At 59.4% G+C, this 20,424-nt stretch carries 18 protein-coding genes; 10 read left to right on the forward strand and 8 right to left on the reverse strand.

The genetic code is table 11. The features are described 5' to 3' along the window. Positions 1-6: 6 nt before the first annotated feature. Positions 7-1,644 carry a 5-guanidino-2-oxopentanoate decarboxylase gene (locus tag ACA063_RS23280; protein WP_497663530.1) on the reverse strand — a complete coding sequence of 546 codons (1,638 nt, stop codon included), beginning with the start codon at positions 1,642-1,644 and terminating at the stop codon, positions 7-9. Between the two features lie 158 nt (positions 1,645-1,802). Here ACA063_RS23280 and ACA063_RS23285 point away from each other — a divergent pair, with 158 nt between their 5' ends. Next, positions 1,803-2,684, forward strand: coding sequence for a LysR substrate-binding domain-containing protein (locus tag ACA063_RS23285; RefSeq protein ID WP_497663531.1), 882 nt, complete (start codon positions 1,803-1,805; stop codon positions 2,682-2,684). A gap of 156 nt (positions 2,685-2,840) precedes the next feature. On the opposite strand, the gene ACA063_RS23290 is transcribed toward ACA063_RS23285, so the two are convergent. Together ACA063_RS23290 and ACA063_RS23295 are read right to left on the reverse strand one after the other, a co-directional pair. After that, on the reverse strand, positions 2,841-3,455 hold the full coding sequence (locus ACA063_RS23290) for an NAD(P)-dependent oxidoreductase (protein ID WP_497663532.1): 615 nt from the start codon (positions 3,453-3,455) through the stop codon (positions 2,841-2,843). A 235-nt stretch (positions 3,456-3,690) separates the two neighbouring features. Then, on the reverse strand, positions 3,691-4,572 hold the full coding sequence (locus ACA063_RS23295; protein ID WP_497663533.1) for an MBL fold metallo-hydrolase: 882 nt from the start codon (positions 4,570-4,572) through the stop codon (positions 3,691-3,693). Positions 4,573-4,695: 123 nt separating this feature from the next. On the opposite strand from ACA063_RS23295, the gene ACA063_RS23300 reads away from it, so the two are divergent. Both ACA063_RS23300 and ACA063_RS23305 read left to right on the forward strand, forming a co-directional pair. Continuing rightward, a complete protein-coding gene (locus tag ACA063_RS23300) occupies positions 4,696-5,601 on the forward strand; it encodes a LysR family transcriptional regulator (protein WP_497663534.1) in 906 nt (301 codons plus the stop codon). A gap of 133 nt (positions 5,602-5,734) precedes the next feature. Further along, positions 5,735-5,938, forward strand: a complete 204-nt coding sequence (locus tag ACA063_RS23305; protein WP_162439627.1) for a hypothetical protein — start codon at positions 5,735-5,737, stop codon at positions 5,936-5,938. A gap of 9 nt (positions 5,939-5,947) precedes the next feature. Here the strand turns inward: ACA063_RS23305 and ACA063_RS23310 are convergent, their stop codons facing one another. Beyond that, complete coding sequence (locus ACA063_RS23310; RefSeq protein ID WP_162439658.1) at positions 5,948-6,844, reverse strand: helix-turn-helix domain-containing protein; 897 nt, start codon at positions 6,842-6,844, stop codon at positions 5,948-5,950. Between the two features lie 179 nt (positions 6,845-7,023). Here ACA063_RS23310 and pobA point away from each other — a divergent pair, with 179 nt between their 5' ends. Together pobA and ACA063_RS23320 are read left to right on the forward strand one after the other, a co-directional pair. Beyond that, entirely contained in the window at positions 7,024-8,217 is a 1,194-nt protein-coding gene (gene pobA, locus ACA063_RS23315; RefSeq protein ID WP_497663535.1) for a 4-hydroxybenzoate 3-monooxygenase, read from the forward strand. Between the two features lie 77 nt (positions 8,218-8,294). Continuing rightward, positions 8,295-9,812, forward strand: a complete 1,518-nt coding sequence (locus tag ACA063_RS23320) for an MDR family MFS transporter (protein WP_497663536.1) — start codon at positions 8,295-8,297, stop codon at positions 9,810-9,812. Positions 9,813-9,944: 132 nt separating this feature from the next. Here ACA063_RS23320 and ACA063_RS23325 read toward each other — a convergent pair whose 3' ends face one another. The 4 genes from ACA063_RS23325 to ACA063_RS23340 form a co-directional block, all read right to left on the reverse strand. Beyond that, positions 9,945-10,793 (reverse strand): cache domain-containing protein, encoded by an 849-nt coding sequence (locus ACA063_RS23325; RefSeq protein ID WP_497663537.1) that lies wholly within the window; start codon positions 10,791-10,793, stop codon positions 9,945-9,947. Positions 10,794-11,069: 276 nt separating this feature from the next. Further along, entirely contained in the window at positions 11,070-11,942 is an 873-nt protein-coding gene (locus tag ACA063_RS23330; protein WP_497663538.1) for an ATPase, read from the reverse strand. A 107-nt stretch (positions 11,943-12,049) separates the two neighbouring features. Continuing rightward, positions 12,050-13,042: an NAD-dependent epimerase/dehydratase family protein gene (locus ACA063_RS23335; protein WP_194692606.1), complete on the reverse strand. Its 993-nt coding sequence runs from the start codon at positions 13,040-13,042 to the stop codon at positions 12,050-12,052. Positions 13,043-13,096: 54 nt separating this feature from the next. Continuing rightward, on the reverse strand, positions 13,097-13,990 hold the full coding sequence (locus tag ACA063_RS23340; RefSeq protein WP_162439664.1) for a LysR family transcriptional regulator ArgP: 894 nt from the start codon (positions 13,988-13,990) through the stop codon (positions 13,097-13,099). Positions 13,991-14,087: 97 nt separating this feature from the next. On the opposite strand from ACA063_RS23340, the gene ACA063_RS23345 reads away from it, so the two are divergent. The 5 genes from ACA063_RS23345 (at position 14,088) to ACA063_RS23365 (ending at position 20,372) form a co-directional block, all read left to right on the forward strand. Next, entirely contained in the window at positions 14,088-14,489 is a 402-nt protein-coding gene (locus tag ACA063_RS23345; protein WP_497663539.1) for an ACT domain-containing protein, read from the forward strand. A 6-nt stretch (positions 14,490-14,495) separates the two neighbouring features. Then, positions 14,496-15,098, forward strand: a complete 603-nt coding sequence (locus tag ACA063_RS23350) for a LysE/ArgO family amino acid transporter (RefSeq protein ID WP_162439666.1) — start codon at positions 14,496-14,498, stop codon at positions 15,096-15,098. Between the two features lie 177 nt (positions 15,099-15,275). Then, on the forward strand, positions 15,276-15,872 hold the full coding sequence (locus tag ACA063_RS23355; protein WP_046033233.1) for a superoxide dismutase: 597 nt from the start codon (positions 15,276-15,278) through the stop codon (positions 15,870-15,872). A gap of 843 nt (positions 15,873-16,715) precedes the next feature. Further along, positions 16,716-18,767 (forward strand): putative bifunctional diguanylate cyclase/phosphodiesterase, encoded by a 2,052-nt coding sequence (locus tag ACA063_RS23360; protein ID WP_497663540.1) that lies wholly within the window; start codon positions 16,716-16,718, stop codon positions 18,765-18,767. Positions 18,768-19,016: 249 nt separating this feature from the next. Continuing rightward, positions 19,017-20,372, forward strand: a complete 1,356-nt coding sequence (locus tag ACA063_RS23365; protein ID WP_497663541.1) for an imelysin family protein — start codon at positions 19,017-19,019, stop codon at positions 20,370-20,372. Positions 20,373-20,424: the final 52 nt, after the last annotated feature.

Raw genomic sequence — 20,424 nt, forward strand, 5'->3', positions numbered from 1 at the left:
CGAAGCTCATTTCGACACCGCCTGCATCCACGCTGTCTGATCGATTTCAATCAGGGTCGGGCCTTGACGATCACTGGCCACACGCAGAGCGGCGCGCAGTTGCTCGACACCGTTGACCGCCTCGGCCGCACAGCCCAGCGCCTTGGCCACACCGATGAAGTCGGGGGTATAGATGTCCACGCCCACCGGTTCGATGTCACGGTTGACCATGTATTTCTTGATCTCTTCGTAGCCCTGGTTATTCCACAACAGGACGATCACCGGCGTGCGCGCTTCAACGGCGCTGGCCAGTTCCGGCAGGGTGAATTGCAGGCCACCATCACCGATCAGGCACACCACCGGAGGACGCGCGCCCGCTGTAACGTTGCCACCGAGCCAGGCGCCAATGGCAGCCGGCAAGGCGTAGCCGAGGGTGCCGTAACCGGTGGACGAGTTGAACCAGCGGCGCGGACGCTCAGGGTTGAATGTCAGGTTGCCGGTGTAAACCGGTTGGGTCGAATCGCCGACGAACACGGCGTTCGGCAGTTCGTGCAGGACGGTTTCGAGGAAGCGCGTTTGCGCCAGCGTCGGGGCATCCCAGGTGGCGGCCAATTCATCACGCAGACGGGCGGCACGAACCTGCCCCCAATCGTTGCGGCGCTCAGCCAGGGATTTGTGCGACAGCGCGCTCAGCAACGCCTGGGCCGCATGGCGTGAATCGGCGACGAGGGCGACGTGCGGCGGGTAGTTGCGAACGGTCTGGTCCGCATCGATATCAACGCGCAGCAGCTTGCCCGGAATTTCGAAACCACCGGCGAAGGTGACGTCGTAATCGGTCTCGGCCAGTTCGGTGCCGATGGCCAGCACCACGTCGGCCTCGGCGACCAGCGCACGGGTAGCGACCAGGCTCTGGGTCGAACCGATCAGCAACGGGTGAGCGGATTCGAGCATGCCTTTGGCATTGATGGTCAGCGCGACAGGCGCGTCCAGCAACTCGGCCAATTCAGTCAGTTCGGCGGCAGCGTCAATGGCGCCGCCACCCGCGAGGATCAGTGGACGCTTGGCGCCCGCGAGCAAGTCGGTCATGCGCGAAACGGCGGACGGCGAAGCACCGGCGCGATCAATCTGCACCGGCACGCTGGTCAGCAAATCGTCGGCGTCTTCAACCAACACATCCAGCGGAATTTCGATGTGCACCGGACGCGGGCGACCCGCCTGGAACAACGCGAAAGCACGGGCCAGAACGCCCGGCAATTCAGCCGCCGACATCAGGGTGTGGGAGAACGCCGCCACGCCACCGACCAGCGCGCTCTGGTTCGGCAACTCGTGCAGCTTGCCGCGACCGCCACCCAACTGGCTGCGCGATTGCACACTGGAGATCACCAGCATCGGGATCGAATCGGCGTAGGCCTGGCCCATCGCTGTTGTGATGTTGGTCATGCCGGGGCCGGTGATGATGAAGCACACGCCGGGTTTGCCACTGGTGCGTGCATAGCCGTCAGCCATGAAGCCGGCGCCCTGCTCGTGACGCGGAGTGACGTGGTTGATGCTCGAACGGGCCAGCCCGCGATACAGCTCCACGGTGTGAACCCCGGGAATGCCGAACACCTGCTCAACCCCATAGTCTTCGAGTAACTTGACCAATACTTCGCCGCACGTCGCCATGTGTTTGCCCTTCTTGTTCGTTTGAGACGCCGGACCTGTGCAATGTTTATGATGCGCAGGCAGGTCCAGGGATGGCCTCATTGAACGGGCGACACCTCGCCTCAACAATGGATAAAAAGTCATACTAGCCATGTCCTCACGTCATACCTTGGATCCCAATGAAACGACTGCCTCCCCTGCCGGCGCTGCACACGTTCTGGATTACCGCGCAGTGCTGCAACTTCACCCGTGCCGCCGAACAGCTGCACATCACCCAAGGCGCGGTGAGCCGGCAGATCGCCGGGCTGGAAGATCATTTGGGTTATGAACTGTTCATTCGTCAGGCACGCGGCCTGGAACTGACCGCTGAAGGACGGGAATGGCTGCCACGGGTGCAGCAGGTTTTCGGGTTGATCGACGAGGCCGTGGAGCAAATCGGCGCGAAGCGCGAAACCCTGCAACTGAAGGCACCGACCTGTGTCATGCGCTGGTTGCTACCGCGTCTGTTGCAATGGCAACGGGAGCGTCCGGACGTGCCGGTGGAGTTGACCACCACGGTTAAACACGGCGTGGATTTCCACCGCGAACAGTTCGATGCAGCTGTGATGTACGGTGCGCCGCCAGACAGCGCGCTGGCCTCGTTTCACTTGTTCGATGAGCAGCTGACGCCGGTCTGTTCCAGACCGCTGCTTGAAGGGTCAGTGCCGTTGCGCATCCCGGATGACCTGGAACAGCACCTGCTGCTGCACCCGACACGGGATGAGCGAGACTGGAAAGCCTGGCTGGCGACCGCTGATGTGCGCTTGAACAATGTGAGTAAGGGTCAGCATTTCGAAACCCTGGACCTGGCCATGTCGATGGCGTCCCAAGGGACTGGCGTGGCGATCGGAGACTGGTCGTTGATTGGCGATGACTTGAGCGCCGGAAGGTTGGTCATGCCGTTTGAACTGAAGGTCAAAACCGGACTGGCGTATTACCTGGTGTTCCCGGAAAAGCCGGGGCCTTCGCCGAAACTGCGCGAGTTGATGGGGTGGTTGGTGGAGCAGGCTCAATCGCGTTGAGCTGTCGCACACGATTTGCTTAACGCGTAGGACCATGTAGGAGCTGTCGAGTGAAACGAGGCTGCGATCTTTTGATCTTGTTTTTAAAAAGCAAAATCAAAAGATCGCAGCCTCGTTTCACTCGACAGCTCCTACAGGGATGGCGGTGTTACTGGATCAGTATCCGACCGTAAACCGCTGGCGCGAATGCTTCGGAGTTTCCACTTCATCCAGCATCGCAATTGCGTAGTCGGCGAAGGTAATCCAGCTGCGGCCTTCACGGCTCACCAGCAAATCATCCTTGCCGATTCGAAACGTGCCGGTGCGCTCGCCTTCGACAAACTCTGCCGATGGCGACACAAACGTCCAGTCCAGATCCTTTTCCTGACGCAGGTTTTCCAGAAACAACGCCCCGGCGCTTGCTTCGGCTTTGTATGCCTCAGGAAAGCCCTTGCTGTCGATCACGCGAGTTCCGTCCGGCATCAACAGCGACCCGGCGCCGCCCACCACCAGCAGCCGTTTGACCCCGGCATTTTTCACCGGTCCGATGACCGCACCGGCCGGAATCGTGGCGAAATGCGCGGCGCTGATCACCACGTCATGCCCGGCCACGGCGGCCTGCAATGCGTTGGCATCCAGCACATCGACATTGCGACTGATCACCTCCTCACGCGGACCCACCTTGGCAGTGTCGCGGGCGATAGCAGTAACGCTATGACCACGACGCAAGGCTTCTTCCAGCAGTTGGCTACCGGCACGACCGGTGGCACCGATGATTGCGATTTTGCTCATGACGTTCTCCGACTCAGTGAATAACTTGATGCGCTACATGCCAGTGAATAACTTGATGCTCGACATGCCAGTGAATAACTTGATGCTCTACCTGTGGCGAGCGAGCTTGCTCGCGCTGGGCTGCGCAGCGGCCCCGAAATCTTGCGAGCGCTGCGCACTCGAGCGGGACGGTGCGGCGGTCCGACAAGCTCCCTCGCCACAAAAGTTTTTCAGCCCGCAGAAACCGGCTACCTCATCACCACTTCATCTCGCCCTTCGCGACTTTCGCACTCAGCTCCAGCGAGCTTTCTTCACCCAGTGTCGGGTAGCGCTTTTTCATCTCGGCGATCAGTGCGGTCGAATCTTTTGCCTTGGCGGTTTCCTCATCAAAAGCCTTGATGTAATCGGCCGTGAACTGCACCGCAGCCAGTGAGCGCGTGCTTTCACCGAGGTAATGACCCGGCACGATGGTTTTCGGGTTCAGGGTTTCGATGGCGTGCAGCGTAGCCAACCAATCGGCATGGGACTCTGCCGTCTGGGTATCGGCCATCCAGACGTGAATGTTTTGCGCGACCACCACGCCACCGACCACGGCCTTGATCGACGGGATCCACACAAAGCTGCGATCCGGTTGTTTGCCGTCCAGACCCAGCACCTGCAACTTCTGCCCCTCAAGCATCAGGCTGTCACCCTTGAGAACGCCCGGCACAATGGTTTTGGCCGGCGCGTCGGCGCCCATTTTCGGCCCCCAGTACGCGAGTTTGCCGTCGACGGTTTTTTTGATGTGATCCACGGTCGGTTGCGACGCAAGTACCTTGGCGTTCGGGAACGCAGCCGTCAGGGTGTCGAGGCCGAAGTAGTAATCCGGGTCACCGTGGCTGATGTAAATCGTGGTCAGTTGCTTGCCACTCGCGCGGATTTTCTCGACCACTTGCTCGGCCTGAGATTGGCCGAACTGTGCATCCACCAGGATCGCGTCCTTCTCGCCACTGACCAGCACCGAGGTCACCGGAAAAATCGCCTTGTCGCCTGGGTTGTAGACATCCAGGGTCAGAGTCGAAGCCGCCGACACATGGGCGGCAAAGCCAAACACGGCCGTTGCCAGCAAAATACGTTTGAGAGAAGTGAAGCCGATCATGTGTTGCTCCGTTGTCGATGGCCTAGCTTGGCCGGTGCCGTGTAGGGAACAGAGCTTAGTTGCCTGACTCAGTACAAAAAATGCGATGCTGAGACATAGTTTGTTTCTGAAATCGGGCAAATCATGGATCGTCTTCAAGCAATGCGTGTTTTCGTCACGGTGGTCGACCTTGGCAGTCAATCCGCCGCCGCTGATCATCTGGACCTGTCGCGGCCAGTGGTGTCGCGCTATCTGGCGGAACTGGAGGACTGGGTCGGCGCGCGCCTGATGCACCGCACCACGCGCAAATTGAGCCTGACCGCCGCCGGTAGCGAGGTCCTGCCCCGTTGTCGGCAACTACTCGAACTATCCAGTGACATGCAAGCCGCTGTCAGCGAGCCGAACGATGCCCCCCGCGGCTCGCTGCGCATCAGTGTCAGTACTTCGTTTGGACAGGCGCAACTGGCGGATGCGATGGCCGCGTACGTCAAGCGCTACCCCGGCGTCAGCATCGACATGCAGATGCTCGACCGGACGGTGAACCTGGTGGATGAGCGGATCGACCTGGCCATTCGCACCAGCAACGACCTGGACCCCAACCTGATCGCCCGACGACTCACCGTCTGTCGCTCGGTGATCTGCGCCTCTGCGGACTACCTGCGCGAGCACCCCGCGCCACAACGGGTCGAGGACCTCAACCAGCACAATTGCCTGACCCATTCCTATTTTGGCAAAAGCCTGTGGCATTTCGAGCAGGACGGTGAGCCGGTGTCGGTGCCAGTGCAAGGCAACATCAGCGCCAACGAAGCCAGCACGCTACTGCGCGCCACCCTGGCAGGCGCCGGGGTGGCGATGCTGCCGACTTATCAGGCTGGCGTGCACATTCACAGCGGTGAGCTGATTCGCCTGTTGCCCCGGGCCGAGCCTCGGCAGATGAACATCTACGCGGTATATGCCTCACGCAAACACATGCCGGCAACGCTGCGCAGCCTGCTGGATTTTCTGGTGCTGAGGTTTCCGCAAGAGCCTGAGTGGGATGTAGGGCTCTAGGGCTGTAATCCATGAAACGGTAGGATATCCAACCTGTGGGAGCGGGTTCATCAGTGTTCTGAATGTCGGGCTACATGCGCATGATGTTTGACTGGCATCCCACCCCGACTGGCCTATGCTGAAAGTAATACCCATGGGTATTCGTTCAGAGGTCAACGCCATGAACATCAAAACAAGAAGATACCTCGCCATTTTCGTCACCTGCGCCGCGACGCTGGCACTTTATGGCACCGCTGCCTGGCGGGTCGAACAGCTGCGGCAACTGCCCCGCGAATACGCGAGTTGTAACTTCGAGCGCTGCATTCCCCACAACGCGACCCTCAACGCCCTTCGCTAGCGAAAGGTGTCAGGTGTCGCTGTCCTGATCGGCCTTCAAACGGTCGCGAAACGCCTTGGGTGAGATCCCGACCCTGCGCCGAAACAGACGCGTGAAGTTGGTCGGATCGGAAAACCCCAACACATCGGACATTTCATAAATGGTCATGCTGGTATAGGTCAGCAGGCGCTTGGCCTCCAGCAGTTGCCGTTCGTGCATGATCTGCAAGGCCGGTTGTCCCGCCAGCTCGCGGCAGGTGCCGTTGAGGTGGGACACGGAAATTCCCAGCCGATGCGCAAGGTCTTCAACCTTGACGTGCTGGCGATACGTCTCCTCCACCAGCTGGATAAACCCGTTGAGGTATTCCCGCGCGCGCTGCGGACGCTGGCTGGCAGACCGCCGCTGCAACGCCTGCCGGCTGGCCCACACCAGGATCACGCTGACCAGCGAATGCATGAGCATTTCGCGCGCCGGTTGATGGCCGGTGTATTCGTCCTGCAATGCTGAAAACAGGCTATTGAGGTAGTCGCTGTCCTTGCCTGCCGGATAACTGTCGGCGTGTGCCAGCGCCTGCAGGGAATTGCCCAGCTGTGCTTGCAGATGACTGAGCAACGGCGCGGCCAGCGTCACGACAAACCCTTCGACGTCTTCGGAAAACCGGAAGCCGTGTACCGATAAGGGCGGCAGGATCTGGATCGCCGGTTCAGTGAGCTTTGTGCGTTTGCCTTCTATTTCAAGCTCTGCTTGACCTTTGAAAACGAAGAGCAACTGGCATAAATCGGCGTGGCGGTGGGGTTTGATCTCCCACTGATGTTCACGGCTGCGCCTGGAAATGGTTTCACAGTGCAGCAAGTCAGGTGTTGGCCAGTCCAGGCTTTCTCCGTAAAGCTTGAACACCGGTATAGAAGGCAGGGCAGGCTTGTTCATAACTTCAATCAGGCCTCGGAGAAGTGGTGGGCGATAATCGCACCGATTGGCAGAATGTACAGGTTTCAGCTCAGTTTTCCCCTTCAATTGACCGACTCGCAAGTGAAAAATGCAAGCACTCGATCCATAAAAATCATTCACCGACCCTGGTCGCGTGAAGCTTGCGAGCCATAAAAACAATGAAAACGCTGAAAACCCAAGTCGCCATTATCGGCGCCGGTCCGTCTGGATTGCTACTCGGCCAGCTGCTGCATAACGCTGGCATCGACACCCTCATCCTCGAACGCCAGACCCCGGATTATGTGCTCGGGCGAATCCGTGCCGGCGTCCTTGAACAAGGCATGGTAGAGCTGCTGCGTCAGGCTGGCGTGGGTCAACGCATGGACGCCGAAGGCCTCGTCCACACGGGGTTCGACCTGGCACTCGACGGGCGTCAGGTGCACATTGATCTGCAAGCGCTGACCGGGGGTAAAACCGTGATGGTTTACGGCCAGACCGAGGTCACGCGAGACCTGATGGCCGCTCGTCAGGTCGCCGGCGCCACGAGCCTCTATGGCGTGAGCAACGTTGTGCCGCACGGGATGAAAACCGAGGAGCCGTACATCACGTTCGACAAGGACGGCGAAACCTTCCGGCTCGATTGTGACTACATTGCCGGTTGTGACGGTTTCCATGGTGTGGCGCGGCAATCGATTCCCGCCACCTGCCTGAATATATTCGAACGGGTTTATCCGTTCGGCTGGCTGGGGATTCTCGCCGACACCCCTCCGGTCCACGAAGAACTGGTCTACGCCCGCCATGAGCAGGGTTTCGCCCTGTGCAGCATGCGTTCAGCCACCCGCACCCGTTATTACCTCCAGGTTCCGGCAGACGACAAGGTCGAGGACTGGTCCGATGAGCGTTTCTGGGAGACGCTCAAATCCCGTCTGCCAACTGCCCTGGCGGACGCCCTCATCACGGGGCCGTCGATCGAGAAAAGCATCGCCCCGCTGCGCAGCTTTGTGGTCGAACCGATGCAATACGGTCGGATGTTTCTGGTCGGCGATGCTGCGCACATCGTTCCGCCCACCGGCGCCAAGGGTCTGAACCTGGCCGCCAGCGACGTGAGTACGTTGTTCAATATTCTGTTGAAGGTGTATCGCGAAGGACGCCTGGACTTGCTCGAGAAATACTCTGAGATCTGTCTGCGCCGGGTGTGGAAAGCCGAGCGGTTTTCCTGGTGGATGACGTCGATGCTGCACCGTTTTGACGATCAGGACGCGTTCAGCCAGCGCATCACCGAATCGGAGCTGGCGTACTTTGTCGACTCCGAGGCGGGTCGCAGAACCATTGCAGAAAATTACGTCGGCCTCCCCTACGAGGCTATCGAATAGCTTGCTATCGACTTACACTGCGAGCATCCCCGCGGGCCTGGCGGCTGGCGGGTCATTCACTGCCCGCAGGTTTTACCGTGACCAATCTCAAGCAGCCGGAAACGCCCAAGCCGGCCATTAAAAGCGTGCTGATTGCCCTGATGCTGGCGATTTTCCTCAGCGCGCTGGATCAGACCATCGTGGCGGTCTCGATGCCCGCCATCTCCGCGCAATTCAAGGACGTCTCGCTGCTGGCCTGGGTGATTTCCGGTTACATGGTGGCGATGACGGTGGCCGTGCCGATCTACGGCAAACTCGGCGACCTGTACGGTCGGCGCAAGTTGATGCTGTTCGGCATGGGATTGTTCACACTGTCTTCTCTGTTTTGCGGCGTGGCCCAGAGCATGGAGCAACTGGTGCTGGCGCGGATTCTTCAGGGCATTGGCGCGGGGGGGATGGTGTCGGTCAGCCAGGCGATCATCGGCGACATCGTGCCACCTCGCGAGCGCGGTCGTTACCAGGGTTACTTCAGCAGCATGTACGCCGTGGCCAGCGTGGCCGGGCCGATGCTGGGGGGTTACATGACCGAGTACCTGTCATGGCGCTGGGTGTTTTTGATCAACTTGCCGCTGGGTCTGATCGCGTGGCTGGTGGCCCATCGCACGCTGGTCGGGTTACCGGTGCCACAACGCAAACCGGTCATCGATTACCTCGGCACCGTGCTGATGATCATCGGTTTGACCGCGTTGCTGCTGGGCATCACCCAGGTTGGCCAGGGCTATGCGTGGCGCAGCAGCGAAGTGACCGGTCTGCTCGGTTGTGCGGTGCTGGTGTTGGCGCTGTTCGTCTGGCACGAACGCCGGGCGCGGGAGCCATTGCTGCCGATGCATCTGTTTGCCAACCGCACAGCAATCCTCTGCTGGTGCACGATTTTCTTTACCAGTTTCCAGGCGATCTCGTTGATCGTACTGATGCCGCTGCGCTTTCAGAGCGTCACCGGCGCCGGGGCAGACAGCGCGGCTCTGCACCTGTTGCCGCTGGCGATCGGTTTGCCGATTGGTGCTTATTTCGCCGGACGCCGGACCTCGGTGACCGGTCGCTACAAGCCAATGATCCTGGGCGGCGCCGCGCTCATGCCGATCTCGATCGTCGGCATGGCCCTGAGCCCTCCACAGGCAATGATGTGGAGCAGCCTGTTCATGGTGCTCAGCGGGATTGCCAGTGGCATGCAGTTCCCCACCTCATTGGTCGGAACGCAGAACTCGGTGGAGCAACGGGACATCGGCGTTGCCACCAGCACCACCAACCTGTTTCGCTCCCTCGGCGGCGCCGTGGGTGTCGCGTTAATGTCGGCGCTGCTGCTGGCCTTGTTGCAGGATTCGAATTTCGCTCACCTGGCTGGCTCCACGCTGATCACTGAAGGTCATTCGGGGAATGTCTTGCTCGATGGCTTGAATGCCGCGCCGGGTGAGGCGCAGGACGCCTTGCGTGCAGAGTTGCTAATGACGTTTAAGCATTTGCTGCTGGTGAGTGCGGCGGTGTCGTTGCTGGGGTTGGCGGCGGCGATTGCCATGCCGAACGCGGTGTTGCGGGGGCGTGAGGATAAGGTTCGGTAGAGGGAACCGAGTCGCTGTTATCGCGAGCAGGCTCACTCCTACAATTGATCTCAATCGTTCACAAAACCGTGATCGATGATGATCTTGTGGGAGTGAGCCTGCTCGCGGTAGCGATCTATCAGTCACTTACCCTCAAGGGCTGTAATACCCCACCGCCACCAGGAAATGCCCGACCTTCTTCAAATAGGCATGCTTGGCTTCAACCTTCCCGGTTACCGGGTTCTTCCATTTATATTCATATTCACCGTAATCCTGCCTGGCGATCAGCGCCAAAATCGGTTCGCCCACCGGTTTACCGTCGGGGTCCTTGATCTTGCTGAAATCGGTGTTGATCAATCGCAGGTTGGTGCCGTGGGCGACATAGCGCTGGGTGTCCAGGTCCACCACGAAGACATACAGGTCATCCTGCAAATAACCGCCCTTGAGGGAGTTGATCGCGGTCAACGTGCCCTTTTCGTCCTTGGCCAGGTCGCCTGCTGCTTTGTTCAGCAGCGCCATGGCTTGTTCCGCCGACGCTCGTGGCAGGTAATAACCTACCGCGAGAATGCGCTGGCCGATCCTCTGGTAGTAGACGTGCTTGCGCTCGATCTTGCCGTCGTTCCAGTTCTGCCAGCGATACTCGGCCTGCTGGATGCCATTGCCTTCAGGCACGCTCAAGGCGTCCTTGAAGGCTTTCTGCAAGTCCGGGCCGAGGACATCTGACACATCTCGACCAATCAACGCTGAAGACGGACCACCGCTGGCGAGCATCACGCCCTTGGTGTCGACCACAAACACGTAACGGTCCTTGTCGACAAACTCACCCTGGCGGCTGAACGCGGCGAAGGCCTTGTCGCCATTATCGTGGTAATAGGCCAGGGCTTTTTCCAGCAAGGCGATGGCGGCCTTGCTGTCGTCTTTTTCCGTTCCGGCAGCGTGTGCCTGGCTCAAGCCGAGTAACAGCAGAGCCCCCAGCAACGCCAATCTATGCAAAACCCCCATTGCGCATCCCTCGTTCCTGTTGGTGTTTCAAGAGCGTAGACGGGATGAGGATATGTAGGAGTATTCAGGAAAAACACGAAGAAATAGATGGAGCGAAGATTTGCTGTCGAGTGAGCTTTTGTGGCGAGCGAGCTTGCTCGCGCTGGGTGGCGAAGCCTCCCCAAATCATTCACCCCGGCTCTTCAGCTAAACCGCAGGGATAATTTGCGACTGCTGCGCAGTCGAGCGCGAGCAAGCTCGCTCGCCACGAAAAGCCCCTTCTTCAAATTCCGATTTTTATGGCCGCGCGTTGAGCTGCTTTGACAGCGTCTGGATCTGCGCCTGCAACGTGTTGATATTGCGGCTGACCTGACTGCGGAAGGCATCGAATTCCGCCGTGTTGCCACCCGAACTCGCGGCCGGACGATTGTCCTGCTCGCTTTTGAGCACAATCATGTCCTGTTCCAGGCGCTCGATCGCCGCACTCGGGTTGCCTTGCTTCTTCAGCGCCGCGATATCGGCGCCAAGGCTTTTGAGCTGCGCATCGATTTTGCTGGTGTCAGCCGGTGCGCTTTTCAGCGCGGCCAATTCGCTGCTCAACGTTTTGAGCTGAGCCTGCAACTGTGTATTGAGGGTTTGTTGCTCGGTAGCCAGCGTGGTGGCCTGCGCCAGACGCTTGTCCTGTTCGGCGGTTTGCGCCGTCATCTGGGCCAGGCGCTTGTCCAGATCCGAGGCCTGACCGACAACGCCTTGCTGCTGTTTGCTCTGATCCTGGAGTTTGCTTTCCAGCTGCTTGATCTGCAGCTTCAACGCCTCGCTATCGCTGGAGACATTGGTCTGGCTGGCGACCACCTTGCCGGAGATATCCTGCAAGCGCCCCGCCGCTTCTTCACTGATGCGCGCAAAACTTTCCTGGGTCGCCACCAACTGCTGTTCCATCAGCGAAATCTGCTGGAAGCTCCACCAGGCAAGGCCGGCGAATGCAAAGAACAAAGCACCGACCAACGCCCACAGCGGACCGGTGCTCGGGCCTTTGACCTTGACCACGGGTGCCGGGCGCGAATGCACCGAGTGGCGAGCGGCGGGTACAAAATCATCGTCATCGAGGCTGTCGGCACGCAGGCTCGGTACATCATCGAAGTCGTCGTTGGCATCGTTACGCATGGACATTGAGTCAACCTTTGTGAAACGCGGTGATGGCTTGATGCGCCGCAGTATAAACCCCACGGCAGCATCGATTGACCCTGAACCCCGAACTCGGTTCAGTGACGGGGCTGTCAGTGAAGATCCTGGGCCTTCCACCAGCCGCAAAATTCATCGAGAGCCGTCCAGAGACTGACTTTCGGATCGTAATCCAGATAATGCCGGGCGCGGCTGATGTCCAGGGTGAAATTTTTGTTCATCACCTGCATACCCAGTCTCGACAAGGTCGGCTCGGGACGGCCCGGCCACAGCTTGCAAACGCCTTCATTAAGCGCCGCCACGCTGTAGGCCAAACCAAAGGAACGGTAGCGGGTAACCTGTGGGACTTCCATCTTGCGCATCACGTAATTGACCACATCCCACAGCGGAACCGGCGTTCCGTTGCTGATGTTGTACGCCTTGCCCAACGCCGAGCCACTGGCCAGCAGGCTGCTGAGCAAGGCTTCGTTGAGGTTTTGCACGCTGGTGAAATCGACCTTGTTCAGGCCATTGCCCACGATAGACAAACGCCCTTTGCGCTGCATTTTCAGCAGGCGCGGGAAGATGCTCATGTCACCCGCACCGGTCACGAATCGGGGGCGCAGCGCCAGGGTTTCGAGTCCGAACTCCTGGGCGCCGAAGACCTTTTGTTCCGCCAGGTATTTAGTGGCGGCGTAGGGGTGCTTGAAGCGCTTGGGGACTTGTTCTTCGGTCAATCCCAAATGATCGCGGCCATCGAAGTAGATCGACGGCGAAGACAAATGCACCAATCGCCGGACCCGTTGTTTCAGGCAGGCTTCGACCACGTTTTCAGTGACCTGGACGTTGCCTTGGTGAAAGTCCTGATAGCGTCCCCATAAGCCCACTGCGCCGGCACAGTGAACGACGGCTTCGACATCGGAGCACAAATCACGGGCCAGTTCCGGGTCACTCAAGTCGCCTTGAATGAACTCGGCGCCACGACGCACCAGGTGTTCGACGCTTTCGGCCCGGCGACCGTTGACCCGCACGTCCAGGCCTTGCTCCAGCGCGAAACGCGCAAAGCGCCCGCCAATGAAGCCGCTTGCGCCGGTGACCAGAATTTTCATGTAGAGCTCCGATGTGTTTCGTTTTGCGTAATGCGTGTGTCTTGACGCTGCCCGTCAGTCCAACGGCACCAGCCATTGCTTGGATGAATGCACCAATTGATCGGTCAGTAACCCCAGCAACTGACCGCCATTGCGCCAATGATGCCAGTACAGCGGCACATCGATGGGCTTATCTGGCAACAACTCCACCAGAACACCGCGCTCCAGTTGCTCGCGCACCTGCAATTCAGGCACCAGCCCCCAGCCAAGACCGGCCTCGGTCAAACGAATGAAGCCTTCGGAGGATGGGCATAAATGGTGTTCGAAACCGCCATCGACGCCCAGCGAAGCCAGGTAGCGGTGCTGCAGAAAATCGTCCGGACCGAACACCAGCGCTGGCGTTCGGGACAACAGTTCGGCGCGCACGCCTTCGGGAAAATGCCGGGCAATGAACGCAGGGCTGGCCAACGCCCGGTAACGCATGGCGCCGAGGAGCACGCTGCGCGCACCTGCCACGGGACGCTCACTGGCACAGACACACGCGGCCACCTCGCCCGCGCGCATGCGCTTGAGACCCACCGTTTGATCTTCGACCACCAGGTCCAGCAACAAATGTTGTTGCGCACAAAACTCGCCCACCGCTTCAGCCCACCAGGTTGCCAGGCTGTCAGCGTTCAACGCGATGCGCAGGCGCTCGGGCAGACCTTCTTCATCCAGCGCCGGCACCAGCGTTTGCAAGTCTCGCTCAAGCAAGCGCACCTGCTGCACATGGTTGAGCAAGCGTCGGCCAATCTCGGTCGGCGCTGGCGGCGTTACTCGCACCAACACCGGTTGGCCGACCCGCGCCTCCAGCAGCTTGATGCGTTGTGACACCGCCGATTGCGACAAACCGAGCACTTGAGCGGCGCGCTCGAAACCGGCCTGCTCGACCACGGCGGCCAAGGCAGAAAGCAATTTATAGTCGAACATCAGTTTTCCTAATGAGCGATCAGTATGATTGGTTTTTCTTATACAACGTTCACGACGAGAATGCCCAGCAAGAACTCTCGAACAAGGAACACTCCACATGGCTGGCGAAACTTCATTGGCAACACTGCTGCGCAGCATGAGCCCGCAACTCAACGCCGGCGAATACGTGTTCTGCACCCTGCGCGACGGCCAGTTGCCGGCGGGGCTTGAGATCGTCGGCAGCTTTCGCGAGCAGGAAGGCCTGACGGTCATACTGGAAAAGTCCCACGCCGAACGGGCAGGTTTCAACTTCGATTACGTCGCCGCCTGGATCACCCTCAACGTGCACTCGGCCCTGGAAGCGGTCGGCCTGACAGCCGCCTTCGCCACTGCCCTGGGCAAGGCAGGGATCAGTTGCAACGTGATTGCCGGCTATTACCACGACCATTTGTTTGTCGGCCAGGCCGACGCCGAGCGCGCCATGGGCGTGTTACGGGATCTGGCAGCCAACGCGGAGTAATTTTTTATGTGGCAAAGCTATGTAAACGGCCTGCTGGTGGCCGCGGGGCTGATCATGGCGATTGGCACGCAGAACGCCTTTGTACTGGCGCAAAGCCTGCGACGTGAACATCACCTGCCGGTGGCGGCACTGTGCGTGGTGTGCGATGCATTGCTCGTGGCGGCCGGGGTCTTTGGCCTGGCGACGGTCCTCGCGCATAACCCGACGCTGCTGGCGGTCGCTCGCTGGGGTGGGGCGGTGTTCCTGATTTGGTACGGCAGCCTCGCGCTGCGCCGAGCCTGCTCGAAACAGAGCCTGCAACAAGGTGAAAACCAGACGGTGCGCTCACTTCGGGCGGTGATGCTCAGCGCGCTGGCCGTGACCCTGCTCAACCCGCACGTTTATCTGGATACGGTCCTGCTGATCGGCTCCCTCGGCGCGCAACAGACCGAGCCCGGGGCTTATGTGGTGGGCGCAGCGAGTGCCTCATTGCTGTGGTTTTTCACCCTGGCACTGGGGGCTGCGTGGCTCGCACCGTGGCTGGCCCGACCGAGCACCTGGCGAATCCTCGACCTGCTGGTGGCGGTGATGATGTTCACCGTTGCCTTTCAACTGATAACCAGCGCCTGAATATTCCAAACAGCTCTGGAACCTCTATTCCACACAGTTGTTGCGTGGTTATGCCGCACCCCCGGTGCTATGATCCGATCCGATGCGCCGCAAAGAGTACAAACTCCCCCGGCGCTTGTCTGGCCGCCCGTGATCGGCCTTGCGCTCACCGCAACTGACCTGATTAGGAGAATCATCATGGCTTTCGAATTGCCGCCGCTGCCTTACGCACACGATGCCCTGCAGCCGCACATTTCCAAGGAAACGCTGGAATACCACCACGACAAGCACCACAACACCTACGTCGTGAACCTGAACAACCTGGTGCCAGGCACCGAGTTCGAAGGCAAAACCCTGGAAGAAATCGTCAAATCTTCCTCGGGCGGTATCTTCAACAACGCCGCTCAAGTCTGGAACCACACCTTCTACTGGAACTGCCTGGCGCCAAACGCCGGCGGCCAACCAACCGGCGCACTGGCTGAAGCCATCAACACCGCGTTCGGTTCGTTCGACAAGTTCAAGGAAGAGTTCAGCAAGACGTCCATCGGCACCTTCGGTTCCGGTTGGGGCTGGCTGGTGAAAAAGGCTGACGGTTCCCTGGCCCTGGCCAGCACCATCGGCGCCGGCAACCCGCTGACCAACGGCGACACCCCGCTGCTGACCTGCGACGTCTGGGAACACGCCTACTACATCGACTACCGCAACGTTCGTCCGAAGTACGTCGAAGCGTTCTGGAACCTGGTCAACTGGAAATTCGTGGCTGAGCAGTTCGAAGGCAAAACCTTCACCGCTTAAGATCGAAACCAGTCAAAAAAACCCGGCTTTTTAGCCGGGTTTTTTTATGGGTTATGCCAGTAGATCCCGGAATAACCTTGCACCTGTAGGAGCTGTCGAGTGCAACGAGGCTGCGATCTTTTGATCTTTTAAAGACAGGGGCAAAAGATCGCAGCCTCGTTGCACTCGACAGCTCCTACAGGGATCAAAAACAAACCAACACCCACCACCCGCCCCTCACCACTCAAGGCCGAGCATTAGCTCGCCTGCAAGCTTCTGATCTTGATCTGGCTTTTGACCTGCCCGCCCCTTCGGGAGGCCGAGTGGAGGTGTTCATCTGGGGGTCAGGCGCGAAGCGCCGTGCGGCGAAGCCGCACACATCGAGAGGAGGTCGTCGCGAAGCAGACCGTAGGCGATGCCCCCAGATGAATACCGGAGCGAGGGAACACCGAGCCTAAGCGAGGTGCCGTACGCTTGGGGCGAGCCTTTTTGGGTACTTGTCCTGCAAAAAAAGGGTCGGCTGTCAGACCGACATCGCTGGCAAGCCAGCTCCAACAGTGGATCGAGGTATATCCGCAAGAGGCAGGTACACCGCCAATTTCGCACAATGAAACCAGCCGCTGCCCCCTTGCCCCACCGCCACACCCGTCTACCATCAATCAAAGGAAAATAGTTCTCGCCCCCCCTCAAGTTCAGGGACCCGACTACCGACACAGTACGAATAGGAAAAGACCTCAGACAACCGCAAATCGGCCAAGCTGCAGGCAAAATCTCCTGTGGATGAATGTCCCTTTGACTGACATCACCGGATTGCCAATACTCATGGCAACTTGATGCTACTCGCACGGAACAAGGAATAGCCTTTTGAAGCTGGAACTCAAGAACAGCTTGTCGGTGAAGTTGCTCCGGGTCGTGCTCCTGTCGGCATTGATCGTCGGCGTAGTCTTGAGCTGCGCGCAGATCGTTTTCGATGCTTATAAAACACGCCAGGCCGTGGCCAATGATGCCGAACGCATCCTCGACATGTTTCGCGACCCTTCGACCCAGGCCGTCTACAGCCTGGACCGCGAAATGGGTATGCAGGTGATAGAAGGGCTGTTTCAGGACGACGCCGTACGCCAGGCCTCCATCGGCCATCCCAACGAAGCCATGCTCGCGCAAAAGTCCCGTGACTTGCAGCAGTCCGACAGTCGCTGGCTGACCGACCTGATCCTCGGTAAGGAACGCACTTTCACCACCCAACTGGTGGGTCGCGGCCCGTACAGCGAGTATTACGGCGACCTGAGCATCACCCTCGACACCGCCACCTATGGCCAGGGTTTCATCGTCAGCTCGGTCATCATCTTTATCTCGGGCGTGCTACGCGCGTTGGCCATGGGACTGGTGCTGTACCTGGTCTATCACTGGCTGCTGACCAAGCCCCTGTCGCGAATCATCGAACACCTGACTGAAATCAACCCGGATCGCCCCAGCGCGCACAAGATCCCGCAACTCAAGGGTCACGAGAAAAACGAACTGGGTATCTGGATCAACACCGCGAACCAGTTGCTCGAGTCCATCGAGCGCAATACGCACCTGCGCCATGAAGCTGAAAACAGCCTGCTGCGCATGTCCCAGTACGATTTCCTCACCGGCTTGCCCAACCGCCAGCAACTTCAGCACCAGTTGGACAAGATCCTGGTCGACGCCGGCAAACTGCAACGACGGGTGGCGGTGCTGTGCGTCGGACTCGATGACTTCAAAAGCATCAACGAACAATTCAGCTACCAGACCGGCGACCAACTGTTGCTCGCCTTGGCTGATCGTCTGCGGGGACATAGCGGTCGACTCGGCGCCCTCGCCCGTCTTGGCGGCGATCAGTTCGCCCTGGTCCAGGCCGACATCGAACAGCCTTATGAAGCCGCTGAATTGGCCCAAAGTATCCTCGACGATCTGGAAGCGGCGTTTGCCCTCGGTCACCAGGAAATTCGTTTGCGCGCCACCATCGGTATCACCCTATTCCCTGAGGACGGAGACAGCACCGAGAAGTTGCTGCAAAAAGCCGAACAGACCATGACGCTGGCCAAGTCCCGCTCGCGCAATCGGTATCAGTTTTACATCGCCAGTGTCGACACCGAGATGCGTCGTCGTCGCGAACTGGAAAAAGACCTGCGCGACGCCCTGACCCGTGACCAGTTTTACCTCGTTTACCAACCGCAGATCAGCTACCGGGAAAACCGTGTAGTGGGCGTCGAAGCGCTGATTCGCTGGCAGCATCCCGAGCATGGGCTGGTGCCGCCAGACCTGTTCATCCCGTTGGCCGAACAGAACGGCACCATCATCGCCATTGGCGAATGGGTACTGGATCAGGCCTGCAAGCAATTGCGCGAATGGCATGATCAGGGTTTCATCGACCTGCGCATGGCGGTGAACCTGTCGACGGTGCAGTTGCACCATGCCGAGTTGCCGCGAGTGGTCAACAACCTGCTGCAGATGTACCGCCTGCCGCCACGCAGTCTGGAACTGGAAGTCACCGAAACCGGCCTGATGGAAGACATCAGCACCGCCGCCCAACACCTGCTGAGCCTGCGTCGCTCCGGTGCATTGATTGCGATTGATGACTTCGGCACCGGCTACTCGTCGCTCAGCTATCTGAAAAGCCTGCCGCTGGACAAGATCAAGATCGACAAGAGCTTCGTTCAGGACCTGCTGGACGATGACGACGATGCAACCATCGTCCGGGCCATCATCCAGCTGGGCAAAAGTCTGGGCATGCAGGTCATTGCCGAAGGCGTGGAAACCGCCGAGCAAGAGGCCTACATCATTTCCGAGGGGTGTCACGAGGGTCAGGGCTATTTCTACAGCAAGCCGCTGCCGGCCCGGGAACTGAGCGCCTACCTGAAGCAGGCGCAACGCAGCAATGCGGCTATTTTGTAGAAGGTCAAAAGATCGCGGCCTCGTTTCACTCGACAGCTCCTACAGCCGCACACGTTTCTATGCGGACACCCTGTAGGAGCTGTCGAGTAAAACGAGGCTGCGATCTTTTAAATGCACCACACTTCTTCGCGCGAATAAGAAATATTTCCACCTACAACCCTTTACACATAATGCGAAAGATTTGCATTATGTGGCAGTTTTGCGCGCTGACAGCGCCATTCCACCCCCTCTCGAAGCAGGATGTTCGCCATGATTCGTATGCCTCTGGCTACCGCCAGTCTGTTGGCCATCGCTATTTCCCTCGCCGGTTGTGGCGAAGGCAAGGACAAGAACGCCGCGGCACCAGCGCCGACTCCAGCCGCCAGCACCACCGCTCCAGCCACCCCGGCTGCTGCACCTGCCGCTGCCGGTAAAGTCGACGAAGCCGCTGCCAAAGCCGTTGTCGCCCATTATGCCGACATGGTTTTTGCCGTTTACAGCGATGCCGAATCTACCGCGAAAACCCTGCAAACCGCCGTCGACGCCTTCCTTGCCAAACCGAACGCCGACACCCTGAAAGCCGCCAAGGCTGCCTGGGTCGCCGCTCGCGTTCCGTACCTGCAGAGCGAAGTCTTCCGCTTCGGCAACACCATCATCGACGACTGGGAAGGTCAGGTGAATGCCTGGCCACTGGACGAAGGCCTGATTGACTACGTCGACAAATCCTACGAACACGCGTTGGGTAACCCGGGCGCGACGGCCAACATCATCGCCAACACCGAAGTTCAGGTCGGCGAAGACAAGATCGACGTGAAGGACATCACCCCGGAAAAACTCGCCAGCCTGAACGAGCTGGGCGGTTCCGAGGCCAACGTTGCCACCGGCTACCACGCGATCGAATTCCTGCTGTGGGGCCAGGACCTGAACGGCACCGGCCCTGGCGCTGGCAATCGTCCAGCGTCCGACTACCTGGAAGGCGCCGGCGCTACTGGCGGCCACAACGACCGTCGTCGTGCCTACCTGAAGTCCGTGACCCAGCTGCTGGTCAGCGACCTGGAAGAGATGGTCGGCAACTGGAAGCCGAACGTGGCCGACAACTACCGCGCCACTCTGGAAGCCGAACCGGGTCAATCCGGCCTGCGCAAAATGCTGTTCGGCATGGGCAGCCTGTCCCTGGGCGAACTGGCGGGTGAGCGCATGAAGGTTTCCCTGGAAGCCAACTCCCCGGAAGACGAACACGACTGCTTCAGCGACAATACGCACAATTCGCAGTTCTACGATGCCAAAGGCATTCGTAACGTATACCTGGGCGAATACACCCGCACGGACGGCACCAAAATGACCGGCGCGAGCCTGTCGTCACTGGTGGCCAAAGCCGACCCAGCCGCCGACACCGCGTTGAAAGCTGACCTGGCCGCGACCGAAGCCAAGATGCAGGTCATCGTTGACCACGCCAACAAGGGTGAGCACTACGACCAGCTGATCGCTGCCGGCAACACCGCAGGCAACCAGATCGTCCGCGACGCCATCGCTTCGCTGGTCAAGCAGACCGGTTCGATCGAAGCGGCCGCTGGCAAACTGGGCATCAGCGACCTGAACCCGGACAACGCTGATCACGAGTTCTGATCAACGCTGGCTGAACAGAAAGGCGACCTGCGGGTCGCCTTTTTCTTGCCTG

The organism is Pseudomonas sp. LBUM1643 (assembly GCF_059716215.1).

Bases quoted from the DNA above. Each gene is read 5' to 3' on its own strand.
- ACA063_RS23280 (WP_497663530.1), bottom strand. From the start codon at position 1,644: ATGGCGACGTGCGGCGAAGTATTGGTCAAGTTACTCGAAGACTATGGG.
- ACA063_RS23285 (WP_497663531.1), top strand. From the start codon at position 1,803: ATGAAACGACTGCCTCCCCTGCCGGCGCTGCACACGTTCTGGATTACC.
- ACA063_RS23290 (WP_497663532.1), bottom strand. From the start codon at position 3,455: ATGAGCAAAATCGCAATCATCGGTGCCACCGGTCGTGCCGGTAGCCAA.
- ACA063_RS23295 (WP_497663533.1), bottom strand. From the start codon at position 4,572: ATGATCGGCTTCACTTCTCTCAAACGTATTTTGCTGGCAACGGCCGTG.
- ACA063_RS23300 (WP_497663534.1), top strand. From the start codon at position 4,696: ATGGATCGTCTTCAAGCAATGCGTGTTTTCGTCACGGTGGTCGACCTT.
- ACA063_RS23305 (WP_162439627.1), top strand. From the start codon at position 5,735: ATGGGTATTCGTTCAGAGGTCAACGCCATGAACATCAAAACAAGAAGA.
- ACA063_RS23310 (WP_162439658.1), bottom strand. From the start codon at position 6,844: ATGAACAAGCCTGCCCTGCCTTCTATACCGGTGTTCAAGCTTTACGGA.
- pobA (WP_497663535.1), top strand. From the start codon at position 7,024: ATGAAAACGCTGAAAACCCAAGTCGCCATTATCGGCGCCGGTCCGTCT.
- ACA063_RS23325 (WP_497663537.1), bottom strand. From the start codon at position 10,793: ATGGGGGTTTTGCATAGATTGGCGTTGCTGGGGGCTCTGCTGTTACTC.
- ACA063_RS23330 (WP_497663538.1), bottom strand. From the start codon at position 11,942: ATGTCCATGCGTAACGATGCCAACGACGACTTCGATGATGTACCGAGC.
- ACA063_RS23335 (WP_194692606.1), bottom strand. From the start codon at position 13,042: ATGAAAATTCTGGTCACCGGCGCAAGCGGCTTCATTGGCGGGCGCTTT.
- ACA063_RS23340 (WP_162439664.1), bottom strand. From the start codon at position 13,990: ATGTTCGACTATAAATTGCTTTCTGCCTTGGCCGCCGTGGTCGAGCAG.
- ACA063_RS23345 (WP_497663539.1), top strand. From the start codon at position 14,088: ATGGCTGGCGAAACTTCATTGGCAACACTGCTGCGCAGCATGAGCCCG.
- ACA063_RS23350 (WP_162439666.1), top strand. From the start codon at position 14,496: ATGTGGCAAAGCTATGTAAACGGCCTGCTGGTGGCCGCGGGGCTGATC.
- ACA063_RS23355 (WP_046033233.1), top strand. From the start codon at position 15,276: ATGGCTTTCGAATTGCCGCCGCTGCCTTACGCACACGATGCCCTGCAG.
- ACA063_RS23365 (WP_497663541.1), top strand. From the start codon at position 19,017: ATGATTCGTATGCCTCTGGCTACCGCCAGTCTGTTGGCCATCGCTATT.